The sequence below is a fragment of the Dactylococcopsis salina PCC 8305 genome (assembly GCF_000317615.1).
Taxonomy (GTDB): Bacteria; Cyanobacteriota; Cyanobacteriia; order Cyanobacteriales; family Rubidibacteraceae; genus Halothece; species Halothece salina.
In genome coordinates, this window is record NC_019780.1 from 2,644,706 (window position 1) to 2,662,827 (window position 18,122).

The 18,122-nt window shown below is 40.6% G+C and carries 18 protein-coding genes and 1 riboswitch; of the genes, 8 read left to right on the plus strand and 10 right to left on the minus strand.

Features of this window, described 5'->3' with window-relative positions:
- Nucleotides 1-391 precede the first annotated feature (391 nt).
- Both cobS and dcm read left to right on the plus strand, forming a co-directional pair.
- Nucleotides 392-1,162, plus strand: coding sequence for an adenosylcobinamide-GDP ribazoletransferase (cobS, locus tag DACSA_RS12905; protein ID WP_015230180.1), 771 nt, complete (start codon nucleotides 392-394; stop codon nucleotides 1,160-1,162).
- A 349-nt stretch (nucleotides 1,163-1,511) separates the two neighbouring features.
- Nucleotides 1,512-2,537: a DNA cytosine methyltransferase gene (gene dcm / locus DACSA_RS12910; protein ID WP_041235486.1), complete on the plus strand. Its 1,026-nt coding sequence runs from the start codon at nucleotides 1,512-1,514 to the stop codon at nucleotides 2,535-2,537.
- Here dcm and DACSA_RS12915 read toward each other — a convergent pair.
- Nucleotides 2,517-2,735: a ribbon-helix-helix domain-containing protein gene (locus DACSA_RS12915; protein WP_015230182.1), complete on the minus strand. Its 219-nt coding sequence runs from the start codon at nucleotides 2,733-2,735 to the stop codon at nucleotides 2,517-2,519. The genes dcm and DACSA_RS12915 overlap by 21 nt on opposite strands.
- A gap of 310 nt (nucleotides 2,736-3,045) precedes the next feature.
- Nucleotides 3,046-3,146: riboswitch (TPP riboswitch) on the plus strand.
- Nucleotides 3,147-3,155: 9 nt separating this feature from the next.
- On the opposite strand from DACSA_RS12915, the gene thiC reads away from it, so the two are divergent.
- Nucleotides 3,156-4,532, plus strand: a complete 1,377-nt coding sequence (gene thiC, locus DACSA_RS12920; RefSeq protein WP_015230183.1) for a phosphomethylpyrimidine synthase — start codon at nucleotides 3,156-3,158, stop codon at nucleotides 4,530-4,532.
- Nucleotides 4,533-5,004: 472 nt separating this feature from the next.
- Here the strand turns inward: thiC and DACSA_RS12925 are convergent, their stop codons facing one another.
- The gene (locus DACSA_RS12925; RefSeq protein WP_156800790.1) at nucleotides 5,005-5,307 is read right to left on the minus strand and encodes a hypothetical protein; all 303 of its coding nucleotides are present in this window, start codon (nucleotides 5,305-5,307) and stop codon (nucleotides 5,005-5,007) included.
- 360 nt (nucleotides 5,308-5,667) lie between these two features.
- On the opposite strand from DACSA_RS12925, the gene DACSA_RS12930 reads away from it, so the two are divergent.
- From DACSA_RS12930 to DACSA_RS12940, 3 genes are all read left to right on the plus strand, one after another.
- Nucleotides 5,668-6,528 carry an alpha/beta fold hydrolase gene (locus DACSA_RS12930; RefSeq protein ID WP_015230185.1) on the plus strand — a complete coding sequence of 287 codons (861 nt, stop codon included), beginning with the start codon at nucleotides 5,668-5,670 and terminating at the stop codon, nucleotides 6,526-6,528.
- Complete coding sequence (locus DACSA_RS12935) at nucleotides 6,528-8,210, plus strand: hypothetical protein (protein ID WP_015230186.1); 1,683 nt, start codon at nucleotides 6,528-6,530, stop codon at nucleotides 8,208-8,210. The genes DACSA_RS12930 and DACSA_RS12935 overlap by 1 nt, the downstream gene beginning before the upstream one ends.
- Nucleotides 8,211-8,532: 322 nt before the next feature.
- A complete protein-coding gene (locus DACSA_RS12940; protein WP_015230187.1) occupies nucleotides 8,533-9,873 on the plus strand; it encodes a helix-hairpin-helix domain-containing protein in 1,341 nt (446 codons plus the stop codon).
- Between the two features lie 29 nt (nucleotides 9,874-9,902).
- On the opposite strand, the gene DACSA_RS12945 is transcribed toward DACSA_RS12940, so the two are convergent.
- On the minus strand, nucleotides 9,903-10,694 hold the full coding sequence (locus DACSA_RS12945; protein ID WP_015230188.1) for an SAM hydrolase/SAM-dependent halogenase family protein: 792 nt from the start codon (nucleotides 10,692-10,694) through the stop codon (nucleotides 9,903-9,905).
- A gap of 95 nt (nucleotides 10,695-10,789) precedes the next feature.
- Here DACSA_RS12945 and rpsD point away from each other — a divergent pair, with 95 nt between their 5' ends.
- Nucleotides 10,790-11,398 carry a 30S ribosomal protein S4 gene (gene rpsD / locus DACSA_RS12950; protein ID WP_015230189.1) on the plus strand — a complete coding sequence of 203 codons (609 nt, stop codon included), beginning with the start codon at nucleotides 10,790-10,792 and terminating at the stop codon, nucleotides 11,396-11,398.
- A 330-nt stretch (nucleotides 11,399-11,728) separates the two neighbouring features.
- Here the strand turns inward: rpsD and DACSA_RS12955 are convergent, their stop codons facing one another.
- The 3 genes from DACSA_RS12955 to rpe all read right to left on the minus strand — a co-directional run bounded on the left by DACSA_RS12955 (nucleotide 11,729) and on the right by rpe (nucleotide 14,203).
- The gene (locus DACSA_RS12955) at nucleotides 11,729-13,006 is read right to left on the minus strand and encodes a class I SAM-dependent RNA methyltransferase (RefSeq protein WP_015230190.1); all 1,278 of its coding nucleotides are present in this window, start codon (nucleotides 13,004-13,006) and stop codon (nucleotides 11,729-11,731) included.
- A 38-nt stretch (nucleotides 13,007-13,044) separates the two neighbouring features.
- Complete coding sequence (locus tag DACSA_RS12960; protein ID WP_015230191.1) at nucleotides 13,045-13,362, minus strand: HigA family addiction module antitoxin; 318 nt, start codon at nucleotides 13,360-13,362, stop codon at nucleotides 13,045-13,047.
- A gap of 145 nt (nucleotides 13,363-13,507) precedes the next feature.
- The gene (rpe, locus tag DACSA_RS12965) at nucleotides 13,508-14,203 is read right to left on the minus strand and encodes a ribulose-phosphate 3-epimerase (RefSeq protein ID WP_015230192.1); all 696 of its coding nucleotides are present in this window, start codon (nucleotides 14,201-14,203) and stop codon (nucleotides 13,508-13,510) included.
- An 84-nt stretch (nucleotides 14,204-14,287) separates the two neighbouring features.
- On the opposite strand from rpe, the gene DACSA_RS12970 reads away from it, so the two are divergent.
- Nucleotides 14,288-15,880: a S8 family serine peptidase gene (locus tag DACSA_RS12970; RefSeq protein WP_015230193.1), complete on the plus strand. Its 1,593-nt coding sequence runs from the start codon at nucleotides 14,288-14,290 to the stop codon at nucleotides 15,878-15,880.
- Here DACSA_RS12970 and DACSA_RS12975 read toward each other — a convergent pair.
- The 4 genes from DACSA_RS12975 to vapB form a co-directional block, all read right to left on the minus strand.
- The gene (locus DACSA_RS12975) at nucleotides 15,847-16,641 is read right to left on the minus strand and encodes an SWIM zinc finger family protein (protein ID WP_015230194.1); all 795 of its coding nucleotides are present in this window, start codon (nucleotides 16,639-16,641) and stop codon (nucleotides 15,847-15,849) included. The two genes, DACSA_RS12970 and DACSA_RS12975, sit on opposite strands and share 34 nt — an antisense overlap.
- Before the next feature lie 108 nt (nucleotides 16,642-16,749).
- Complete coding sequence (locus DACSA_RS12980; protein WP_015230195.1) at nucleotides 16,750-17,370, minus strand: Uma2 family endonuclease; 621 nt, start codon at nucleotides 17,368-17,370, stop codon at nucleotides 16,750-16,752.
- A gap of 54 nt (nucleotides 17,371-17,424) precedes the next feature.
- Nucleotides 17,425-17,808 (minus strand): type II toxin-antitoxin system VapC family toxin, encoded by a 384-nt coding sequence (locus DACSA_RS12985; protein WP_015230196.1) that lies wholly within the window; start codon nucleotides 17,806-17,808, stop codon nucleotides 17,425-17,427.
- Nucleotides 17,805-18,035, minus strand: a complete 231-nt coding sequence (vapB, locus tag DACSA_RS12990) for a type II toxin-antitoxin system VapB family antitoxin (RefSeq protein WP_015230197.1) — start codon at nucleotides 18,033-18,035, stop codon at nucleotides 17,805-17,807. Before vapB ends, DACSA_RS12985 begins: the two co-directional genes overlap by 4 nt.
- Nucleotides 18,036-18,122 lie beyond the last annotated feature (87 nt).

Consider the following 18,122-nt stretch of genomic DNA (forward strand, 5'->3'; position numbering starts at 1 on the left):
ATTTACTGGACATTGTTGAACTTTTATTGAGAAGAGAGATAGGTGCAGTCTCTCTTCAATTCCCACATAATGAGATACTTCCCTGCACGGAGTAAAGTGTGCCTCGTCAATGTTATCTAGGCTTTTTAGGCTAATAGCACTGGTATTCTAGAATCACTTGAACCTGTTTAACTATTAGCGACAGAGCGAAGGGCTGGCTTGCACCCCAAGGTGTCATGACCTAAATAACGTAGCCTACGGAAGGCTTAGACTGGACTAACCGGACGGGATCAACACGAATGCTAACTATTGTCCAGCGATTTGGTTAGTCACAAAGCATTGAATACAAACTCAATCTTTGCCGGCTACGTCACAATGTTAGCCCAAGTTTTTATTTCTGTTTACCTTAACTATGAAAAAATTTATAAGTTTCTGCCACTTCATCCTACAATCTTGGTGGGGTGCGGTTGCGTTTTACACAATTCTACCGTTACCAACATCTTGGTCGCTTCAGTTAGGACAAATTGCTCGTTTTGCTCCTCTGATTGGTATTTTAATCGGTAGTCTTTTGGCGTTGGGAGATTGGGGGTTGAGTCTCTGTGGTGTACCAATTTTAACTCGTTCCGCATTGATTATTACCAGTGGAGTTGCTTTAACTGGAGGGTTACATCTCGATGGCGTGATTGATACCGCCGATGGGTTAGCAGTGCTTGATCCAGAAAAACGGTTAACAGTAATGAAGGATAGCACAACTGGAGCGTTTGGGGTGATGGCTGCGGTAATTGTTTTGGGGTTGAAAGTTGTGGCGTTGAGTGAGATTGAAAATTATCGTGGGTTAATTTTAATTTTAATGTTCGGTTGGGGACGATGGGCGCAAGTGAGCGCGATCGCATTTTATCCTTATTTAAAAGCAGAAGGAAAAGGAAGTTTTCATAAAGAGTCTTTTCAGTTTCCCCAAGATTTATTATTGGGGTGGAGTGTTTTAAGTTTAATTTCGCTTCTCGGTTTTCTTTATTTTAACTTAGGTATTTGGGTTTTAATTCCCTCCCTTTTTGGGACAATAATTCCCCTTTTAGTTAGTGCTTGGTTTCAGCAAAAATTAGGCGGACATACAGGAGACACCTATGGCGCAGTTGTGGAATGGACGGAGGCGTTTTATTTATGTGTTTTAACTATTTTATAATGTAGAATTTCCCCTTTATATTATTCCCCCCTTATTAAGGGCAGGGCTGTTTCATTCTCGGTGTTAAAATCGAAAGCGATCGCCTGAACCTCTTACGGTACGTTCGATCGAGACGTTTTTCCTACTTTTTGGCTTTTTCATAAGAAAAAAGAGTCCTGAAATCTCCCCCATCTCCCTTGTCTCCCTTGTCTCCCCCATCTCCCTACCTCCCTTAATTTTAAAAGAATGAAACAGCCCTGCCTTATTAAGGGGGGTTAGGGGGGATCAAATGTAACACCACTTTTTGAAAATGGTATCATTTAGCATGACTAAATTAACCAAATTTAACTATTTACTATTTAATTTGTCTATGGAAACAACAACTGCTTATATTCCTGAATTATTAGAAACGATTAATCCCGTGTATCTCAATACCAAACCCAATTATCAAATTAAAAATAAAACTATTAAATTTATAGACTTATTTGCGGGTATTGGTGGCATGAGATTAGGATTTTCTTCTCCTAATAGTCAATGCGTTTTTTCTTCAGAATGGGATATTCACGCACAAAAAACATATTACGCTAACTTTAAGGAAACTCCAGCAGGAGATATTACGACCATCCCTCCTCAAGACATTCCAGACCATGATATCTTACTCGGTGGGTTTCCCTGTCAACCCTTTAGTAGTATTGGTAAACGGGAAGGATTTTTACATCAAACTCAAGGCACACTGTTTTATTCCATCGCTAAAATTCTTGAAGCAAAACAACCGCTTTGTTTTTTATTGGAGAATGTTCCGGGTTTAGTTAATCATCAAAAAGGAAAGACTTTTTCCGTGATTCTTAAGACGTTGGATGAACTTAATTATGATGTGCGTTATGCGATTTTGGATGCAGGTGATTTTAATTTACCTCAACGACGAGAAAGAATTTATATTGTTGGTTTTAAGCGAGATTATCTCAAGCAAAGAATAGATTTTAAATTCCCTAAAGGAAAAGCCAATCAAGTTTTTATTAATCAGTTTTTAGAGGAAGGGGTTTCAGGTTATTCGATTTCTAAGCATTTGCAAAATACCTATTTGTTTAAGAAAAGTGATGGTAAACCCCAAATTGTTGATCAAGAATCTGAAGTCAAGGTAAAAACATTAGTTTCTACTTACCATAAAATTCAACGTCTGACAGGAACATTTGTTCGAGATGGAGAAACAGGAATTAGATTATTGAGTGAACGAGAATGTAAGGCAATTATGGGATTTCCAGACTCATTTATTTTTCCTGTATCACGGACGCAAATGTATCGTCAATTAGGAAATTCTGTGGCGGTTAATGTGGTTCGTTCGATCGCGCAAAAAATTTATTTTGCTTTGGAAAAATTAGTCTTCTGTCAACAATAATTGTTCGGCTTTAGAGGATAGGTTTGATCTTCCACTTGCACCCATTCCCATTGAGTTGGGTAATTTTTGAGAGGTTTTGATTAAATAATCGTCAATAACTTCTTCAATGAGTTCGGAAATCGAGTTACCTCTTTTTTTTGCTAATTCTTGAAGACTTGCCTCAATTTCTTCTGGTAAATAAATAGTGGTTTGTTTCATAGAATATATATTTTTTTGGGGACTCTGTCGGAATATAATACTATAGCGATCCCATATCATTTGTAAAAAGTTGACTCACGAAAGCCCCCCAGAATTGGGCCGGAGCGAAGGTGAGGATTTGGGGGGCAAATCATTTACAATTCATTTAGGATTGCTATATGTTATACCATTTTTAATAATTGGCGCTACAGTATCGACTACTTAAGCCCCCCAACCCCCCAAGTTTGGGGGGCTTAAATGTAACTTGACTTTTCCAAAATGGTATTAATATCTCCCCTGTCCAGATTTTCCAAGTGTATGTTAGGATACGCAAATAAGCTGGGGGTGCCTGGGTCCTAAAGCAGGCTGAGATTACACCCCGAGAACCTGAGATCGGTTAGCACCGACGTAGGAAAGCTGTTATTAAAGGAAAAATACAATATGCGAACGGAATGGATCGCCCAACGGCGCGGAGAAAGCAATGTTACCCAAATGCACTATGCGCGTCAAGGGAAAATTACCGAAGAAATGCGCCATGTCGCTAAACGCGAAAACCTATCCCCAGAGTTAATTCGGGATGAAGTCGCCAGAGGACGGATGATTATTCCCGCTAATACTAATCATCCTAGTCTCGAACCGATGGCGATCGGGATCGCATCAAAATGTAAGGTGAACGCGAACATTGGTGCGTCTCCCAACTCTTCCAACATTGATGAGGAAGTGGATAAATTAAAACTCGCGGTAAAATACGGCGCCGACACCGTAATGGACTTATCCACTGGCGGCGGAAACCTTGATGAGATTCGCAGCGCGATTATTCAAGCGTCATCCGTCCCCATCGGCACAGTTCCAGTTTATCAGGCTTTAGAAAGTGTTCATGGCAATGTGGAAAACCTCACTCCCGATGACTTCTTAGATGTCATTGAAAAACACGCCAAACAGGGGGTTGATTATCAAACCATCCACGCGGGATTATTGATTGAGTATCTTCCTCTGGTGAAAAATCGCATCACAGGGATTGTTTCTCGTGGTGGCGGAACACTGGCAAAATGGATGTTACATCATCATAAACAAAATCCTCTCTATACTCACTTTGACGACATCATCGAAATTTTCAAGAAATATGATGTTTCCTTCAGTTTAGGGGATTCCTTGCGTCCGGGTTGCACCCATGATGCGTCTGATGAAGCGCAGTTATCCGAGTTAAAAACGCTGGGTGAACTCACTCGCCGTGCTTGGGAACATGATGTACAAGTGATGGTAGAGGGTCCTGGTCATGTGCCAATGGATCAGATTGAGTTTAATGTCAAAAAACAGATGGAAGAGTGTAGCGAAGCACCTTTCTATGTGTTGGGACCCCTTGTCACCGATATCGCTCCCGGTTATGATCATATTACATCCGCGATCGGAGCGGCGATGGCAGGCTGGCACGGGACAGCGATGTTGTGCTACGTTACCCCGAAAGAGCATTTAGGTTTACCGAATGCAGAAGACGTGCGAGAAGGGCTAATTGCCTATAAAATCGCAGCCCACGCGGCGGATATCGCCCGTCATCGTCCGGGGGCGCGCGATCGAGATGATGAACTGTCAGAGGCACGGTATAATTTTGACTGGAATCGTCAGTTTGCCTTGTCTTTAGACCCCGATCGAGCGAAAGAATACCACGACGAAACCTTACCCGCAGACATCTACAAAACCGCCGAATTTTGCTCAATGTGCGGACCGAAATTCTGTCCCATGCAAACGAAAGTAGATGCAGAAGCGCTAACCGAATTAGAGAAATTCTTAGCCAAAGAAGAAGCCGTCAGCAACGCTTAAATTCCGTTTTCAGAAAACAATTTCAGGAAAGGATTGTAAGCTAACTGTGGGGGATTCAAAACTTGATTCCTCCACTTTTTTAATGATATACCAATTAACAGTAGGTTGGGTGAAGAGTAGCGAAACCCAACATTAATTAGGGTTTGCTGAAAAAGTTAATTAGTTGGTGTAGTAAGGCAAAAGGCAAGAGGCAAGAGGCAAGAGGGTTGATTAATCGGTAAGATTTCAAAGTTTTGATGCAGGGTTTTCACTATTGAGCGTTCAATTTCCTTGCACTTTTTTGAGGGGTTAAGAACCTTAAAGCCTCATTGGGTAAGGGTTTCAGTTTTATTCAGGAAGCCCTAATTAATTTTAACCGCTCATCCGAAACTTCCCTTTAATATCCACCATACTTGGTTTCAAAGTGATATTATTTCTTGACTAAGAGTAATCCTAAATATGCTTATTACAAATAATGTGATTAATCTATTATCTAAATACAAATTTCAGTTAGAGTTTCTTTAGCTTGAAGTCTGCGTTCTTCTGGAATCACTTCAGGACAAAATCTACTGATTTTATCATCGAATAACTTAATTTCGATGCGACTAAGTGAGGAAAATAACTTTTCCAAACTTTGATCTAACTTCATCAAAGTGTTTACAATTGAGGAATGTGTACCTTGCAAATTTTGTAAGGCTTTTTCTACTGCATCTAAGTCATCATCTACTTTATCCAATAATTCTTGTAACTCGGTTTCACCATAGCACCAACCTTGCTGTTCAATAAGATCAGTCAACTTGCTAGTAACTCTCCATAAGTTGCATAGTTTCTCGACATAAGCAATTTTAACCTCCTTTCTTTGGCGGAGAACAACATTAGGGTTAGCTGTACTAAGTTCGTTGGAATATTGCTCAAACGTATTTAGATTATCTTTTAACTTGGTTGTTGCGTTCATAAAATACTCCGCTATAGTTTGATTTTTGCACCGACGAGTCTATGCTATCCTCAAGTCTTATCATAATAACATCGAGAGGCGGTTACATTTTGAAAGTATATTGGAGGAAGAGACCGAGATAGAAACGCGATCGCGCTCTCCTAATCTTAACACCTTCAAAGACCAGTCTCTCGATCTAGACCCTTTTTTATTCTGAAAACAATGACCACTCAAAAAACAACAGAAACCGTTAATATTCGTGGCGTTAACCATTATTACGAATGGGTGCGTCAACCCAGTAAAAATCACAAAAAACCTGTTTTAGTGTTTATTCATGGTTGGGGAGGTTCCGGACGTTATTGGAAAAGTACCGCCACCGCATTAAGTGATCAATTCGACTGCTTATTATATGATATCAGAGGATTTGGACGTTCTAACTTACCAGAAAATCACGCTATTTCCTTTGATATGGAAGAATATGCCGAAGACTTAGCATTACTTTTAGATCAGTTTAATTTAGAACAAGTTTATCTCAATGCTCACTCGATGGGCGCTTCTTTCGCCACTTTATTTATGACTCGTTACCCCGAAAAAGTCAAGGGAACAATTTTAACTTGTAGTGGCATTTTTGAATATAATCCGATTACATTTAAATTATTTCATTTCGCGGGAACTTATGTCGTCAAACTGCGTTTTAATTGGTTTTCTAATCTCCCGACAATGGATCGATTATTTATGGCGAGATTCCTCCATCGTCCCATCCCAGCCACAGAAAGAAAAGCCTTTTTAGAAGACTATTTATTAGCAGATGAAGCCGCCGCCGCTGGAACAATTTACACCGCCGTCAGTAAACACGCAGCCACTGTAATGCCAGAAGCATTTGCTCAGGTTTCTGTTCCCACTTTATTAGTCGCAGGGGAAAAAGATATTATTATTCCTACGAGATTAGCACGAAAAGCCGCGAGTTTAAATCCGAATCAGATTGAGTATTTCGAGTTACCGAAAACCGCTCATTTTCCCATGTTAGAAGATGCACCGAATTATTTAAATAAAATCCGACAGTTTTTAAGCAGGATTCAATAATGATTCAGCAATTGATCGCGTCTCGCTTATTTTGGTGGGGAGGGAGTTTAGTTTTTGCCAGTTTCTATAGTTTACAAGCCATAAAAAAAGCCTTTTCTTCTCAACCCATTATCCAAGATGATGCGAGACAATATTTGTTTTGGATGTTGCGGTTTTTTGATGGGGAATTATTTCCGAATGATTTGATTGCGGATTATTTCCAGTCGGTAACGCCTGATGGTTATACAACTTTGTTCCGTTTACTGAGTGGGTGGGGAGTTTCTCCTCTGCTTCTCCACAAGCTCTTACCGCTCATTTTAGCTCTTATTCTCACCAGTTACGGCTTCTTCCTGACGCTGAAAATATTTCCGCTTCCTTTCGCTGGGTTTACTGCTATGGTGTTACTCAATCAAAGTCTCTGGTTTCAAGATGACCTAGCTTCCGCAACGCCTAGAGCCTTTGTATATCCGCTATTTCTGGCGTTTCTCTATTATTTTCTCTCACGGAATTATATTGGCATACTGAGCGCGATCGGGCTGTTAGGCACTTTTTACCCACAATACATTATCCTATCAGCTTTTTTGCTGTTTGTCTCTATACTGTTAGTTTGGCGCAAAAAAATTACCGATCAAAATACTTATATTTTCCTGATTATTACAGGATTAACTTGTGTTTTAGTTTTGCTTCCGTATGCTTTAGAAACCTCTGAGTTTCAACCTGTAATTACTCGTGAACAGGCTTTAGTTTTACCAGAATTTTACCCCGATGGACGATCGAGTTTTTTCTTTCCTAACCCGATTTATTTCTGGTTATTTGCTGAACGCAGTGGGTTAATTCCAGCGCTGATGCCGCCGTTAATTTGGTTGGGGTTATTGCTTCCAATTTTGTGTCGGTTTCCCACAAAGTTTCCGTTGGTTAAGCAGTTAAAAGAAACGGGAATTTTATTACGAGTCTTACTCGCGAGTTTAATTTGTTGGTTACTGGCTCATCTGCTTTTATTTCGCTTACATCTTCCCAGTCGCTACACCGATCATAGTGGTCGGATTATGATGGCAATTGCTGGCGGAATTACAATTACAATTTTCCTCAGTGCTGGGATTAATTATTTTCGTCAAAAACAGGGGAAATGGTTACAAAAACTCTGGCGAAGTGGTGGGAGTTTGTTGTTAGTGGGAATCTTGTTTTTCTATCCGATTCTTTCCGAACGATTCCCGATGACAAATTATCGACCAGTGAGCGCGATCGAGTTGTATAATTTTTTAGAAAAGCAACCGAAAAATAGTCTAATTGCATCTTTAACCGCAGAAGCGAATTATATTCCTATGTTTGCCAAACGATCGGTTTTAGTGGCGGAGGAATACGCAATTCCTTATCATTTAGGATATTATTCTCAATTGCGCGATCGGGCTTTAGCTTTAATTACGGCTCAGTACGCGATCGAAAAAGATGTTTTAATCGAGTTTATTCAAGACTACAAAGTTGACTTTTTCCTGTTAGAAGACAGCAGTTTTACCTTAAAATATTTAGAGAGAGACTGGTTACAACAGTATCCCGAAGCAACGGAAAAAGCAGTAATGAATTTAAAGCAAGGAAAGACACCAATTTTAAGCAAATATCAAGAAAGTTGCACTGTATTTAAACATCAACAATTTACAGTCATTTCTAGTGATTGCATTTTATCGCTTTCCTCTACCCCTAACTAAATATCAAGTCTATTTTTAAAAAGGAGGAGTTACATCTTGTAGGGTGGGCATTGCCCACCCTACGGTCAATGAGAGATGGGTGTGTAAGTCTAACTGTTGGGTTTCGTTACCTCCACCCAACCTACGTTTTGATTGTAGAAACGTTTTTGGAACAACAAAAATAACTGGAAAGAATCATGGTAAAAATCATCAACCGTCAATCATTAGGAAAACAAACTGTTTACGATATCGGAGTCTAACTGTTGGGTTTCGTTACCTCCACCCAACCTACGTTTTGATTGTAGAAACGTTTTTGGAACAACAAAAATAACTGGAAAGAATCATGGTAAAAATCATCAACCGTCAATCATTAGGAAAACAAACTGTTTACGATATCGGAGTCGAAAAAGACCATAACTTTATTTTAGGAAATGGTTTAGTTGCATCCAATTGTTTCAACAAATCTCACTCCACTGCTTATGCTTATATTACTTATCAAACCGCTTATCTTAAAGCCAATTATCCTGTTGAATACATGGCGGCGTTACTCACTGCGAGTAGTAACAATACCGACAAATTAGAAAAATATCTGGATACTTGTCACCGTATGGAAATTGATGTTGAACCTCCTGACATTAATCGTTCTCATATTGATTTTACGCCAGATAATGATAAGATATTATTTGGTTTATCGGCGGTGAGAAATCTCGGACAAGGTGCAATTGAAAACATTTTGGAAGCAAGAAAAGAAGCAGGAGGACAGTTCGCTGCTTTAGCTGATCTTTGTGCAAGAATTGACTTAAATATTGTTACTCGTCGTGCCTTAGAGGCGTTAATTTCTTGCGGTGCGTTTGATAAAATTAAGGCGAATCGGAATCAACTTCTCCATGATTTAGAACCTGTTTTAAGTTGGGCGCAAAGTCGCGCAAAAGATCAAGCAAGTGGACAAACTAATCTATTTGATTTTTCCATGAATGGAGGAGAAAATGATAACACAGTTAATTACAAAGATGCGCCAACGGCATCTCCTGTGGAAGATTTAACTGCGTCGGAAAAGCTGAAACAAGAGAAAGAATTGCTTGGGTTTTATGTCTCGAATCATCCCTTGAAAGCAACTAAATCGGCGAGTGCGATGCTATCTACAATTATGTTAGGGGATAAAGAAACTCTCCCGAAGAAGAAACCCGTTAATGCGATTGTTTTAGTCAGTGAAGTGAAAAAGATTATGACGAAAAATAATGATCCGATGGCGTTTGTAAAAATTGAAGATATTTCTGGGGAAATGGAAGGGGTCGTTTTTCCCAGTTCTTATGAACGGGTTAGTGGGTATTTAGAAGAAGATGCACGGTTAATTGTGTGGGGAAAAATTGAACAGAAAGACGATCGGTTACAGATGATTATTGAAGATGCCGAACCGATCGAGCAAGTGAAAATGGTCATGGTTGATTTCAGTTTAGAACAAGCGCGCGATCGGGCGTTCCAAAATCAATTACAACAAGTTTTAAGGCAATATGTTGGGAAAAAAAATGAAGCAAAAGTCCCCGTAATCGGTCGCATTAAAGTGGGGACACAACAGCAATTAGTCAGATTTGGACAAGAATATTGGGTCAAAGATGCAGACTTAACCTCTCAAAAATTACGAGATCAAGGATTTGCAGTTGAATCAAATTGTATCTTAGGTTAGAAAAAATTCCATGATTATGGGATGATAAATTACTCTTTCTCATCAGTTGACGGAAAACTGATTTCTATGGGATCACCATAAGTAATCCCTAATGTTTTCGCGACATTGCCTTGATTAATAGCGATTTCTACCCAGCCATGACTGCCAATCAACGCCACTAAATTTTGTGGTGGACAACTACTATATGTTTTTCCACTGGAAATAACTTGGTCTTTGATGATAGCAAACCATTGTTTTCTTCTCACTTCTGTTGCAGGAATATTGGTAATTAAGTTTCCGAAGTAATCAATATATTGAACATAACCAATGATCGTTTCTTCTTGTTCTTGTGGAGAAGGGAAAGAAAAGGGAGTTAAATCTTCAGCAGAAATGCTTTCTCCTAATTCTTCAATGGGAACGCCACTGGCTAAATGTGCGCCGACAGGGGCGAAAATATCTCGTCCGTGAAAGGTACTACTGACGGTTTCAGTACGCCAATATTTCGAGTTATTTAAGATCACGACTTTTTGGGCGGGAAATTGATGTAAAACCCCACTAAATAAACCATTATCGGGACCGACTAAAAATCCATTAGGAAGCGCGATCGCGCAATTTTTACGAAGACTTCCCACCCCCGGATCAACCACAGCAATATGAACCGTATCAGGAGGAAAATAAGGAATCGCATTCATCAAACAAAAGCGTCCCGCGGTGATATTTTGTGGGGAAATTTCATGGCTTAAATCAACGATGTTAATGTTAGGATTAATGCTGGCGATTACTCCTTTCATTACGCCAACGTAAACATCTTGTAAACCAAAATCGGTGGTTAGTGTGATCATAAGTCTCGCTTCAAGGAATTGTTATTAGGGAGGGGCTACTGCTATAATAAAGGGTCTGTGGATTTTTTGAAACTGTTAAATTAACTCAAAGCTATATGTCTAGATATCGAGGTCCTCGTCTGAGAATTACACGACGTTTAGGGGATTTGCCTGGTTTAACCCGAAAAAGCCCTCGCAAAGCCTATCCCCCTGGTCAACATGGTCAAGCAAGGCGGAAACGTTCTGAATATGCGATTCGCCTAGAAGAAAAACAAAAACTGCGCTACAACTACGGTGTCACAGAAAAACAGTTGATGGGCTACATGAAAAAAGCTCGTCGCGCCACTGGTTCAACGGGAACGGCGTTACTGGAGTTCTTAGAAATGCGTCTGGATAACACGGTTTTCCGTATGGGAATGGCGGGAACAATCCCCGCAGCGCGTCAGTTGGTTAATCATGGTCACATTTTGGTAAACGGGCGAGTTATGGATATTGCTAGTTATCAATGTCGCCCTGGTGATGTGATTGCAGTGCGCGATCGCGATCGGTCTCGCCAGCTAGTAGAGCGTAATATGGAATACCCAGGACTTGCCAACCTTCCTAGTCATTTAGAATTTGACAAAAATACTTACACGGGTAAGGTCAACAGTTTGATTGAACGGGAATGGGTGGCGTTACAAGTCAACGAACTGCTGGTGGTTGAGTATTACTCCAGAAAAGTTTAAGCGCCGTGTTGTGGTGGGTTACATCAGCCTCACTCAATCAATGATAAAAGTAGGTTGGGTGGAGTTTACGAAACCCAACACCAATCACTCAATCAATGATAAAAGTAGGTTGGGTGGAGTTTACGAAACCCAACACCAATCACTCAATCAATGATAAAAGTAGGTTGGGTGGAGTTTACGAAACCCAACACCAATTATAAGCAATTACCCGAACCTGATCTAAACCGCCAAGGTATCGGGAAATCCCCCCTAACCCCCCTTTGAAAGGGGGGGAATATGTGGAGATAAAAGTAGGCCCTTGTGGAGTTTACGAAACCCAACACATCCCCCCTAACCCCCCTTTGAAAGGGGGGAATATGTGGAGCGATCGATAATTCGTTTTAAAATGCCAACGCATTCTAAATGTTTGGTTTGAGGGAACATATCTAACCCCACCATATCTTCTAGTTGGTAGGTTTCTCGACACAAAGCCTCTAAATTACGAGCAAAACTTTCAGGGCTACAACTGACATAAACTAAAAGTTGTGGCGGTGCTTTTAATATCTGTTTTAGAACTTTTTTGGGGAGTCCACTACGAGGCGGATCAACGATTAAAGCCGATTTCTCTGACGGGAGATCAACTAAAAATTCTTCTAGACGATCTTCGGTTTTGGCGCGAAAAATACGAAGATTAGAGAGGTTTAAGTTTTCTTGATTTTGTTTGGCGGCTTCTATGGCGAGAGGATGTTCTTCAATTCCGATGATTTCTTTTGCAAAAGGGGCGCTCATTATTCCAAATAAACCCATCCCACAGTAGCTTTCTACTAAAACATCAGGACTAAATTCTCGGATAGGACGCACCACTTGCTCAATTAATTTCGGTAACATGGGAGTGCTTCCTTGCCAAAACGCATGAGCAGGAACGATTAGTTGATAGGTGACATCGGTTAAAGGATGGGTTAATTCTTCGTTTAACCAGGTGATTTCTTCGGCTGAGGGATTTTCGGGTCCGACATAGGTTTCCCCGATTTTTGTTCCCCGAATTAAGACGTTGAGAATGCCTTGGCGGGTGAATTGATGAAAGTGTTCTTGACGCTGTTGTTGTAGTGCTTTATCGACACTTTCCACACAAATCGGACATTCTTCATTCCGCATCATATCCACCCCTAACACTTGCCAAAATCCAGGTTCTCCAGGTCCATGTAGTTTGATGCTGTTACGGTAACGGTAGGGGGTGGGAGAACCAATGACACCGCGTAAGGGAAGGGGATGACAGGGATGTTTTTCGTGGAAGTAGTTTTGCAGTCGTGAGGCTTTGATTTCTAGTTGTTTTCGGTAGCTGATATGTTGGAATTGACAGCCAGCGCAGGTGGTGAAATGCTGGCATTTCGGGGCGACGCGATCGATGCTGGGTTCAATAATTTCAATGGGTTTCAAGAGAAGACGACGTTTCCAATTCCGAATCACTTCTCCCCGTATGGTTTCTCCTGGGATGCTACCTGGCACTAACACGGTTTTTCCCTGTACGCTGGTTTCTCCTAAATACTTGTGATTAAACCGCTCGATCGTTACGGTTAGGGAGTCTCCCCGTTGTAATTGTTTGATGTTGATTGTGTCGTTTAATGTCACCTTTAGCTCAAAATTTGATCTCGATGAAGCAATGAGAGTTAAGTTTCGATCGCGATTGAATTACAAGGAATAATTTGTTCGATTTCTTCACCCTCTTGTTGTTGAACACAGTAAAGTTCCCAGCGCATTTGAAGATTTAACCAAAAGTCTGGACTCGTTCTAAAAAACTTTGCTAACCTTAGAGCGATTCTGGGTGTAATCGCCTCTCTGTGGTTGATTAAATCATTAATTTGTTGGTAAGGAACATGAATTGCTTTCGCTAACTCAGTTTGAGTGATTGCCATTGGTTCGAGAAACTCCTCGGAGAGGATAATGCTAGGATGTGTCGGTTGTCTATGAGTGGGAACTCTAACCATAATTTCCTGTCCTAACCACCGAAAACAAATTCGGTACTGCTCATTAAGTCTAAGACTATACCGTTCAGTTCAATTACCTTGAAACCTTTCCAATCTATTTATTCTAGAGACGTTCCATGGAACGTCTCTGCATAATTTATCGGCGTTAAACGGTTGCTAATTCGGGTTCAGGGCGTTTACTGTTGCGGATTCCCTCGATCGCGCTGGCGTAATCGTCGGCTTTAAATACCGCAGAACCAGCAACGATCGCATTCGCACCCGCTTCTAACACTTCCCAAGTATTATTCGCTTTCAAACCGCCATCCACTTCAATCCAGGGATCAAGTCCACGCTGATCACAGATTTTCCGTAATTGACGGATTTTTGGAGTAACACTGGAAATAAATTTCTGTCCCCCAAAGCCTGGATTCACACTCATAATAAGAACTAAGTCGCACATTTCGAGGGTGTAATCAATTAACTCCAAAGGCGTGCCAGGATTCAACACTACTCCTGCTTGTTTCCCTTCATTTTTGATTAACTGTAAGGTGCGGTGTAAATGGGGGGACGCATTGTGTTCCGCGTGGACGGAAATAATGTCAGCGCCAGCTTTGGCGAAATCAGCGACATATTTTTCTGGTTCGACAATCATTAAGTGAACATCAAGGGGTTTTTGGGTGAGAGGACGAATGGCGTTTACTACCAACGGACCGATCGTAATGTTAGGCACAAAACGCCCATCCATGACATCCACATGAATCCAATCCGCGCCAGCTTGATCCACCGCTTTAATTTCTTCTCCTAACCGACTGAAATCAGCAGATAGAATAGAAGGTGCAATAACAGTTTGTTTTTGGCTCATTTGAGCAATCCTCATTTATTTTTTATATTTAGTCGTAATTTTAACAAAAACTTCACCATTTCCCGAACGTTGAAGAACCATCACATGAAAAAAGCCATCATTACTCTCTTGGGAAGTTTTGGGGGATTAGGATTAATCACCCCTCTTCTTGCTTTAAACTACTCTGTCGGTGAAGCTGGAATCAATGCTCGTCGTCTCCATGAATCACCTTATAATTTATTGGGACGAAAAATTGCGATCGGACAAGTGGAAATTGGTAGGGCTGGGAAATTTGGTTGGGATAAAGCCGCCAATGAAAATTATCCCCTAGAGGTTGCGGAAACATTGTACCGCGATCGAGCCGCTAATCCCAATCAACACATTGATCCTCATGCGGTGATGGTTGCTACCGTGATGATTTCCCAAAAAAAAGGATTAATGGGAGTAGCACCAGAGGCAAAACTTTATAGTACCGCAGTAGGGTCATTACGTCGAGCCGGACAACCAGAAGAATGTCTTGCTTCCCAATACACTGCGATGCAAAATGGCGGTGATGTGAGAGCGATTAACTTTAGTTTCGGGGAGTCTTTAGACCGTGATCCGCGAGAGGATGCGGAATTAGATGGTGATGCGCTGCTGACTCGCTGTATTGATTGGTCGGCACGGGTGCATAATGTACTTTATGTGATTGCAGGAAATCAAGGGAAGGGAGGAATCCCGATTCCAACGGATCATTATAACGGGATTACAGTTGCCTACAGTACAAGACGTGATGGAGAATATAACAAGGTTGATTTTCCGAATCTCAGTGGTGAACCGAGGGGAATTGGTCGGCGGTTGGTGGAAAAGGAAATTAACACAGAAGGACGCACTGGGGTGAGTTTGGTTGCGCCCGGTAGTCGGATTAGCGTCTATCATCCCGATCGCGATAGAGTGAGAGTTAGTGGCAGTAGTTTCGCTGCGCCTCATGTCACGGGAACAGTAGCTTTATTACAAGAATACAGCGATCGCGCTCTCAATCGTCTTTCTCAATTAGAGGACACTTCTTTTCCTCCGCGTTGGAGTTTAGATGCGCGTCGTCACGAGGTAATGAAAGCGGTTTTGTTGAATGCGGCGAATAAAATCGAAAACCCTTCTTTAGAGATGACAAACACTCTTTACAGTAAACAAAATCGCACTTGGTTACAATCGAGAGCGTATAATGATCCGAGTTTTCCCCTTGATTTGGAAATGGGAGCGGGTCATCTCAACGCATTTCGTGCTTATCAACAGTTTAGCGCGGGACAATGGCATTCCGAGCAAAGTGTTCCGAATTTAGGTTGGAATTATGGGGAAATTAACGTTAATTCTAATCAAGATTATCACATTGCTAAACCATTAAAGGCGGGAAGTTATGCCACAATTACTTTAACTTGGGATCGGTTGGTAGAATTAAAAGACCAGAATAATAATCAACAGTTTGATCTCGGAGAAACGTTCCTCGATCGAGGTTTAAATAATCTCAATGTGTTTTTAATTTCTACGGATCACCAGTCCGAAAAAAGGGTTTGTAGTTCCGTTAGTGAAGTGGATAGTGTAGAACATATTTTTTGTAAAGTTCCCGAAACGGGAAAGTATAAAATTCAGGTTCAATTTGCGGAACAAAAGCATCGATCGAAACAATCTTACGGATTAGCCTGGTGGACAATTTCCGATTGAATTGTTTTATGAATTTGCTCTAAAAACTGTTTAACCGCTTGGGATTCTGTACTCGGAAGCGGAAACCCACCTAACATTTCTAATACCGTTTGATCCGTTTCTGTTTTCAGATTAACCAAGTCTGAATCTAACGGTTGATCATATCGCCAGAAATCTTCTACGGTTAATTTTTGAGATGGTGTCGTCTCTACATCCGCTGCGATCGAGTCCTTTTCTCCTGAAATCTCTGTCATTTCTTCACCATTTTGCTGACGAATCTTTCTGATTTCTGCGAGGATTTCCTCTCGGGTTTTCCCTCTTAATTGAAATAAAACAAAAGGGTCTTCACTGAATCGATCGGCTAATTCATAATAAACCGCAGCGATATGCTTACAAGGATTTTTCGGGTCTGGACAATTGCAACGAGAATGAACATCAGAAAGAGAAAAAGGGAATAACGTCAACCCATTCGCAATAAACACTTCCTCAATATTTTGAGGCATTTCCCCAGCTAATAATTGCGCGGAAAAAATCGCTTTTTCTGCTAAACTCTGAATAACATAACTCCAATCTTCCTCACTAAACGCATCTAGTTTAATCCAGAGAAAATAAGGCTCATCAGCACTTCCTTGAACCTGCGCTGTCACCTTTGCGCCCTCAAAATCAATGCGAAGAATATTCCCTTCTCTCGCATAATTACGACCGCGTTCTAGCCGTTTTTTAAAGCGATATTTCTCCAATAAATCGAGCCATTGTAAGACCCACCATTCTCGTTCACTCATGGTTATTTATCCTTAAGGATGAAAGTTGACTCATGGAAGCCCCCCAGAATTGGGGGGTTGGGGGGCGAAAAAAATACAAATCTTATGGGATTGCTATAAGTTTCGATATCAAAAAATCTCACTTAAATCTAAAACAAATTCTGGTAAAACATTTCTTCCTGATAGGGTTTGAGGATTATTTAACACCTCTACAGCTTCTCCCAATTGATAGATTTCTACAGTTTTTGTAGAGGGTTCAATTAACCAACCTAACTGTACCCCATTCTGCAAATATTCTGTCATCTTTGCTTGTAAGTCTTCATAGCGCAGACTTTTTAAATCGCTAGGACTGACTAACTCAATGATAAAATCAGGCGCAATCGGAGGAAATCCTTGTTTTTCCTGATCAGTTAAAGTCTCCCAACGGTCTAATCTCATCCAACTCACATCGGGACTTCTTCTTGCACCATTGGGTAAAATAAATACAGTAGAAGAATCAAAGGCTTTTCCTAATTTTGTCTGACGATTCCAAATCCCCAGATCGATATACAAATTAAAGTTTTTTTCTCCCGCCTCTCCCCCAGTGGGACTCATAACAATTAATTCTCCAGTGTTAGTCAACTCAATTTTTGCAAGTTGTTCAATTTTTGCCAGTTGTTCAAACTGTTCTGGAGTAATTCTAAATCCTTTCGGAATTGCGATCGGCATCGCCATACATTTTCTTGTTTCTACAAGGGCTTCTGCTGACATAATTATAATACCATATGATGCCTTTAAGGGTTTCCTCCTATAGCGGTTTGATAATTACCAAATTCTTTGTATTGAATAAGCATCAAAGGCGCGATCGCGACTGACTACAATTAAAGAATGATTCATTGCTTGTGCAATTAACATTCGATCAAATGGGTCTCGATGATGTAAAGGTAAGTGGCGAATCAAAGCTGTATCGCGAAAGGAAATAGGAAGTACAATAATGTCAGAATATCCAAGCTCAATGCCAATGATTTCATAATTTTGTTTTAGAGATAATTTGCCAAGGTTTAACTTAATTGCAATCTCCCATAGACTTGCAATGCTAACATATACAAAATCAGCTTGATCAATCCTCTCTCTGAGAAAGTCTGGTAAGTTTGGGTCATCTTCCGACAACCAAATAAAAGCATGAGTGTCTAAGAGAAAAGCACTCATTCCATATAATCCTGAAAACCTTCTAATGGTTCATCAAAGTCTTCTGGTAATGGTAAGACAAAAGTTCCTTTCAAAACCCCCGATCGCTGTTTTTTTTCTAAGTTTTGATCCGAGTGAGTTGTGTTTGCTTTTTTCTCCATTAAATATTCCGCATAATTTAGCAATTCAGTCTTTAAATGTTCAGGCATTTTGCTAATGGTTTGCCAGAGTTGGAGATCAGTATTCATAATTTTCCGATTGTTGCTTTTTCCATAAGTCTGGATAAGGTTATTACGTGGGTTTTATCTGTTATTTCCGTCGCGGGAAGCGCGATC

Bases quoted from the DNA above. Each gene is read 5' to 3' on its own strand.
- cobS (WP_015230180.1), top strand. From the start codon at position 392: ATGAAAAAATTTATAAGTTTCTGCCACTTCATCCTACAATCTTGGTGG.
- dcm (WP_041235486.1), top strand. From the start codon at position 1,512: ATGGAAACAACAACTGCTTATATTCCTGAATTATTAGAAACGATTAAT.
- DACSA_RS12915 (WP_015230182.1), bottom strand. From the start codon at position 2,735: ATGAAACAAACCACTATTTATTTACCAGAAGAAATTGAGGCAAGTCTT.
- thiC (WP_015230183.1), top strand. From the start codon at position 3,156: ATGCGAACGGAATGGATCGCCCAACGGCGCGGAGAAAGCAATGTTACC.
- DACSA_RS12930 (WP_015230185.1), top strand. From the start codon at position 5,668: ATGACCACTCAAAAAACAACAGAAACCGTTAATATTCGTGGCGTTAAC.
- DACSA_RS12935 (WP_015230186.1), top strand. From the start codon at position 6,528: ATGATTCAGCAATTGATCGCGTCTCGCTTATTTTGGTGGGGAGGGAGT.
- DACSA_RS12940 (WP_015230187.1), top strand. From the start codon at position 8,533: ATGGTAAAAATCATCAACCGTCAATCATTAGGAAAACAAACTGTTTAC.
- DACSA_RS12945 (WP_015230188.1), bottom strand. From the start codon at position 10,694: ATGATCACACTAACCACCGATTTTGGTTTACAAGATGTTTACGTTGGC.
- rpsD (WP_015230189.1), top strand. From the start codon at position 10,790: ATGTCTAGATATCGAGGTCCTCGTCTGAGAATTACACGACGTTTAGGG.
- DACSA_RS12960 (WP_015230191.1), bottom strand. From the start codon at position 13,362: ATGGTTAGAGTTCCCACTCATAGACAACCGACACATCCTAGCATTATC.
- rpe (WP_015230192.1), bottom strand. From the start codon at position 14,203: ATGAGCCAAAAACAAACTGTTATTGCACCTTCTATTCTATCTGCTGAT.
- DACSA_RS12970 (WP_015230193.1), top strand. From the start codon at position 14,288: ATGAAAAAAGCCATCATTACTCTCTTGGGAAGTTTTGGGGGATTAGGA.
- DACSA_RS12975 (WP_015230194.1), bottom strand. From the start codon at position 16,641: ATGAGTGAACGAGAATGGTGGGTCTTACAATGGCTCGATTTATTGGAG.
- DACSA_RS12980 (WP_015230195.1), bottom strand. From the start codon at position 17,370: ATGTCAGCAGAAGCCCTTGTAGAAACAAGAAAATGTATGGCGATGCCG.
- DACSA_RS12985 (WP_015230196.1), bottom strand. From the start codon at position 17,808: ATGAGTGCTTTTCTCTTAGACACTCATGCTTTTATTTGGTTGTCGGAA.
- vapB (WP_015230197.1), bottom strand. From the start codon at position 18,035: ATGAATACTGATCTCCAACTCTGGCAAACCATTAGCAAAATGCCTGAA.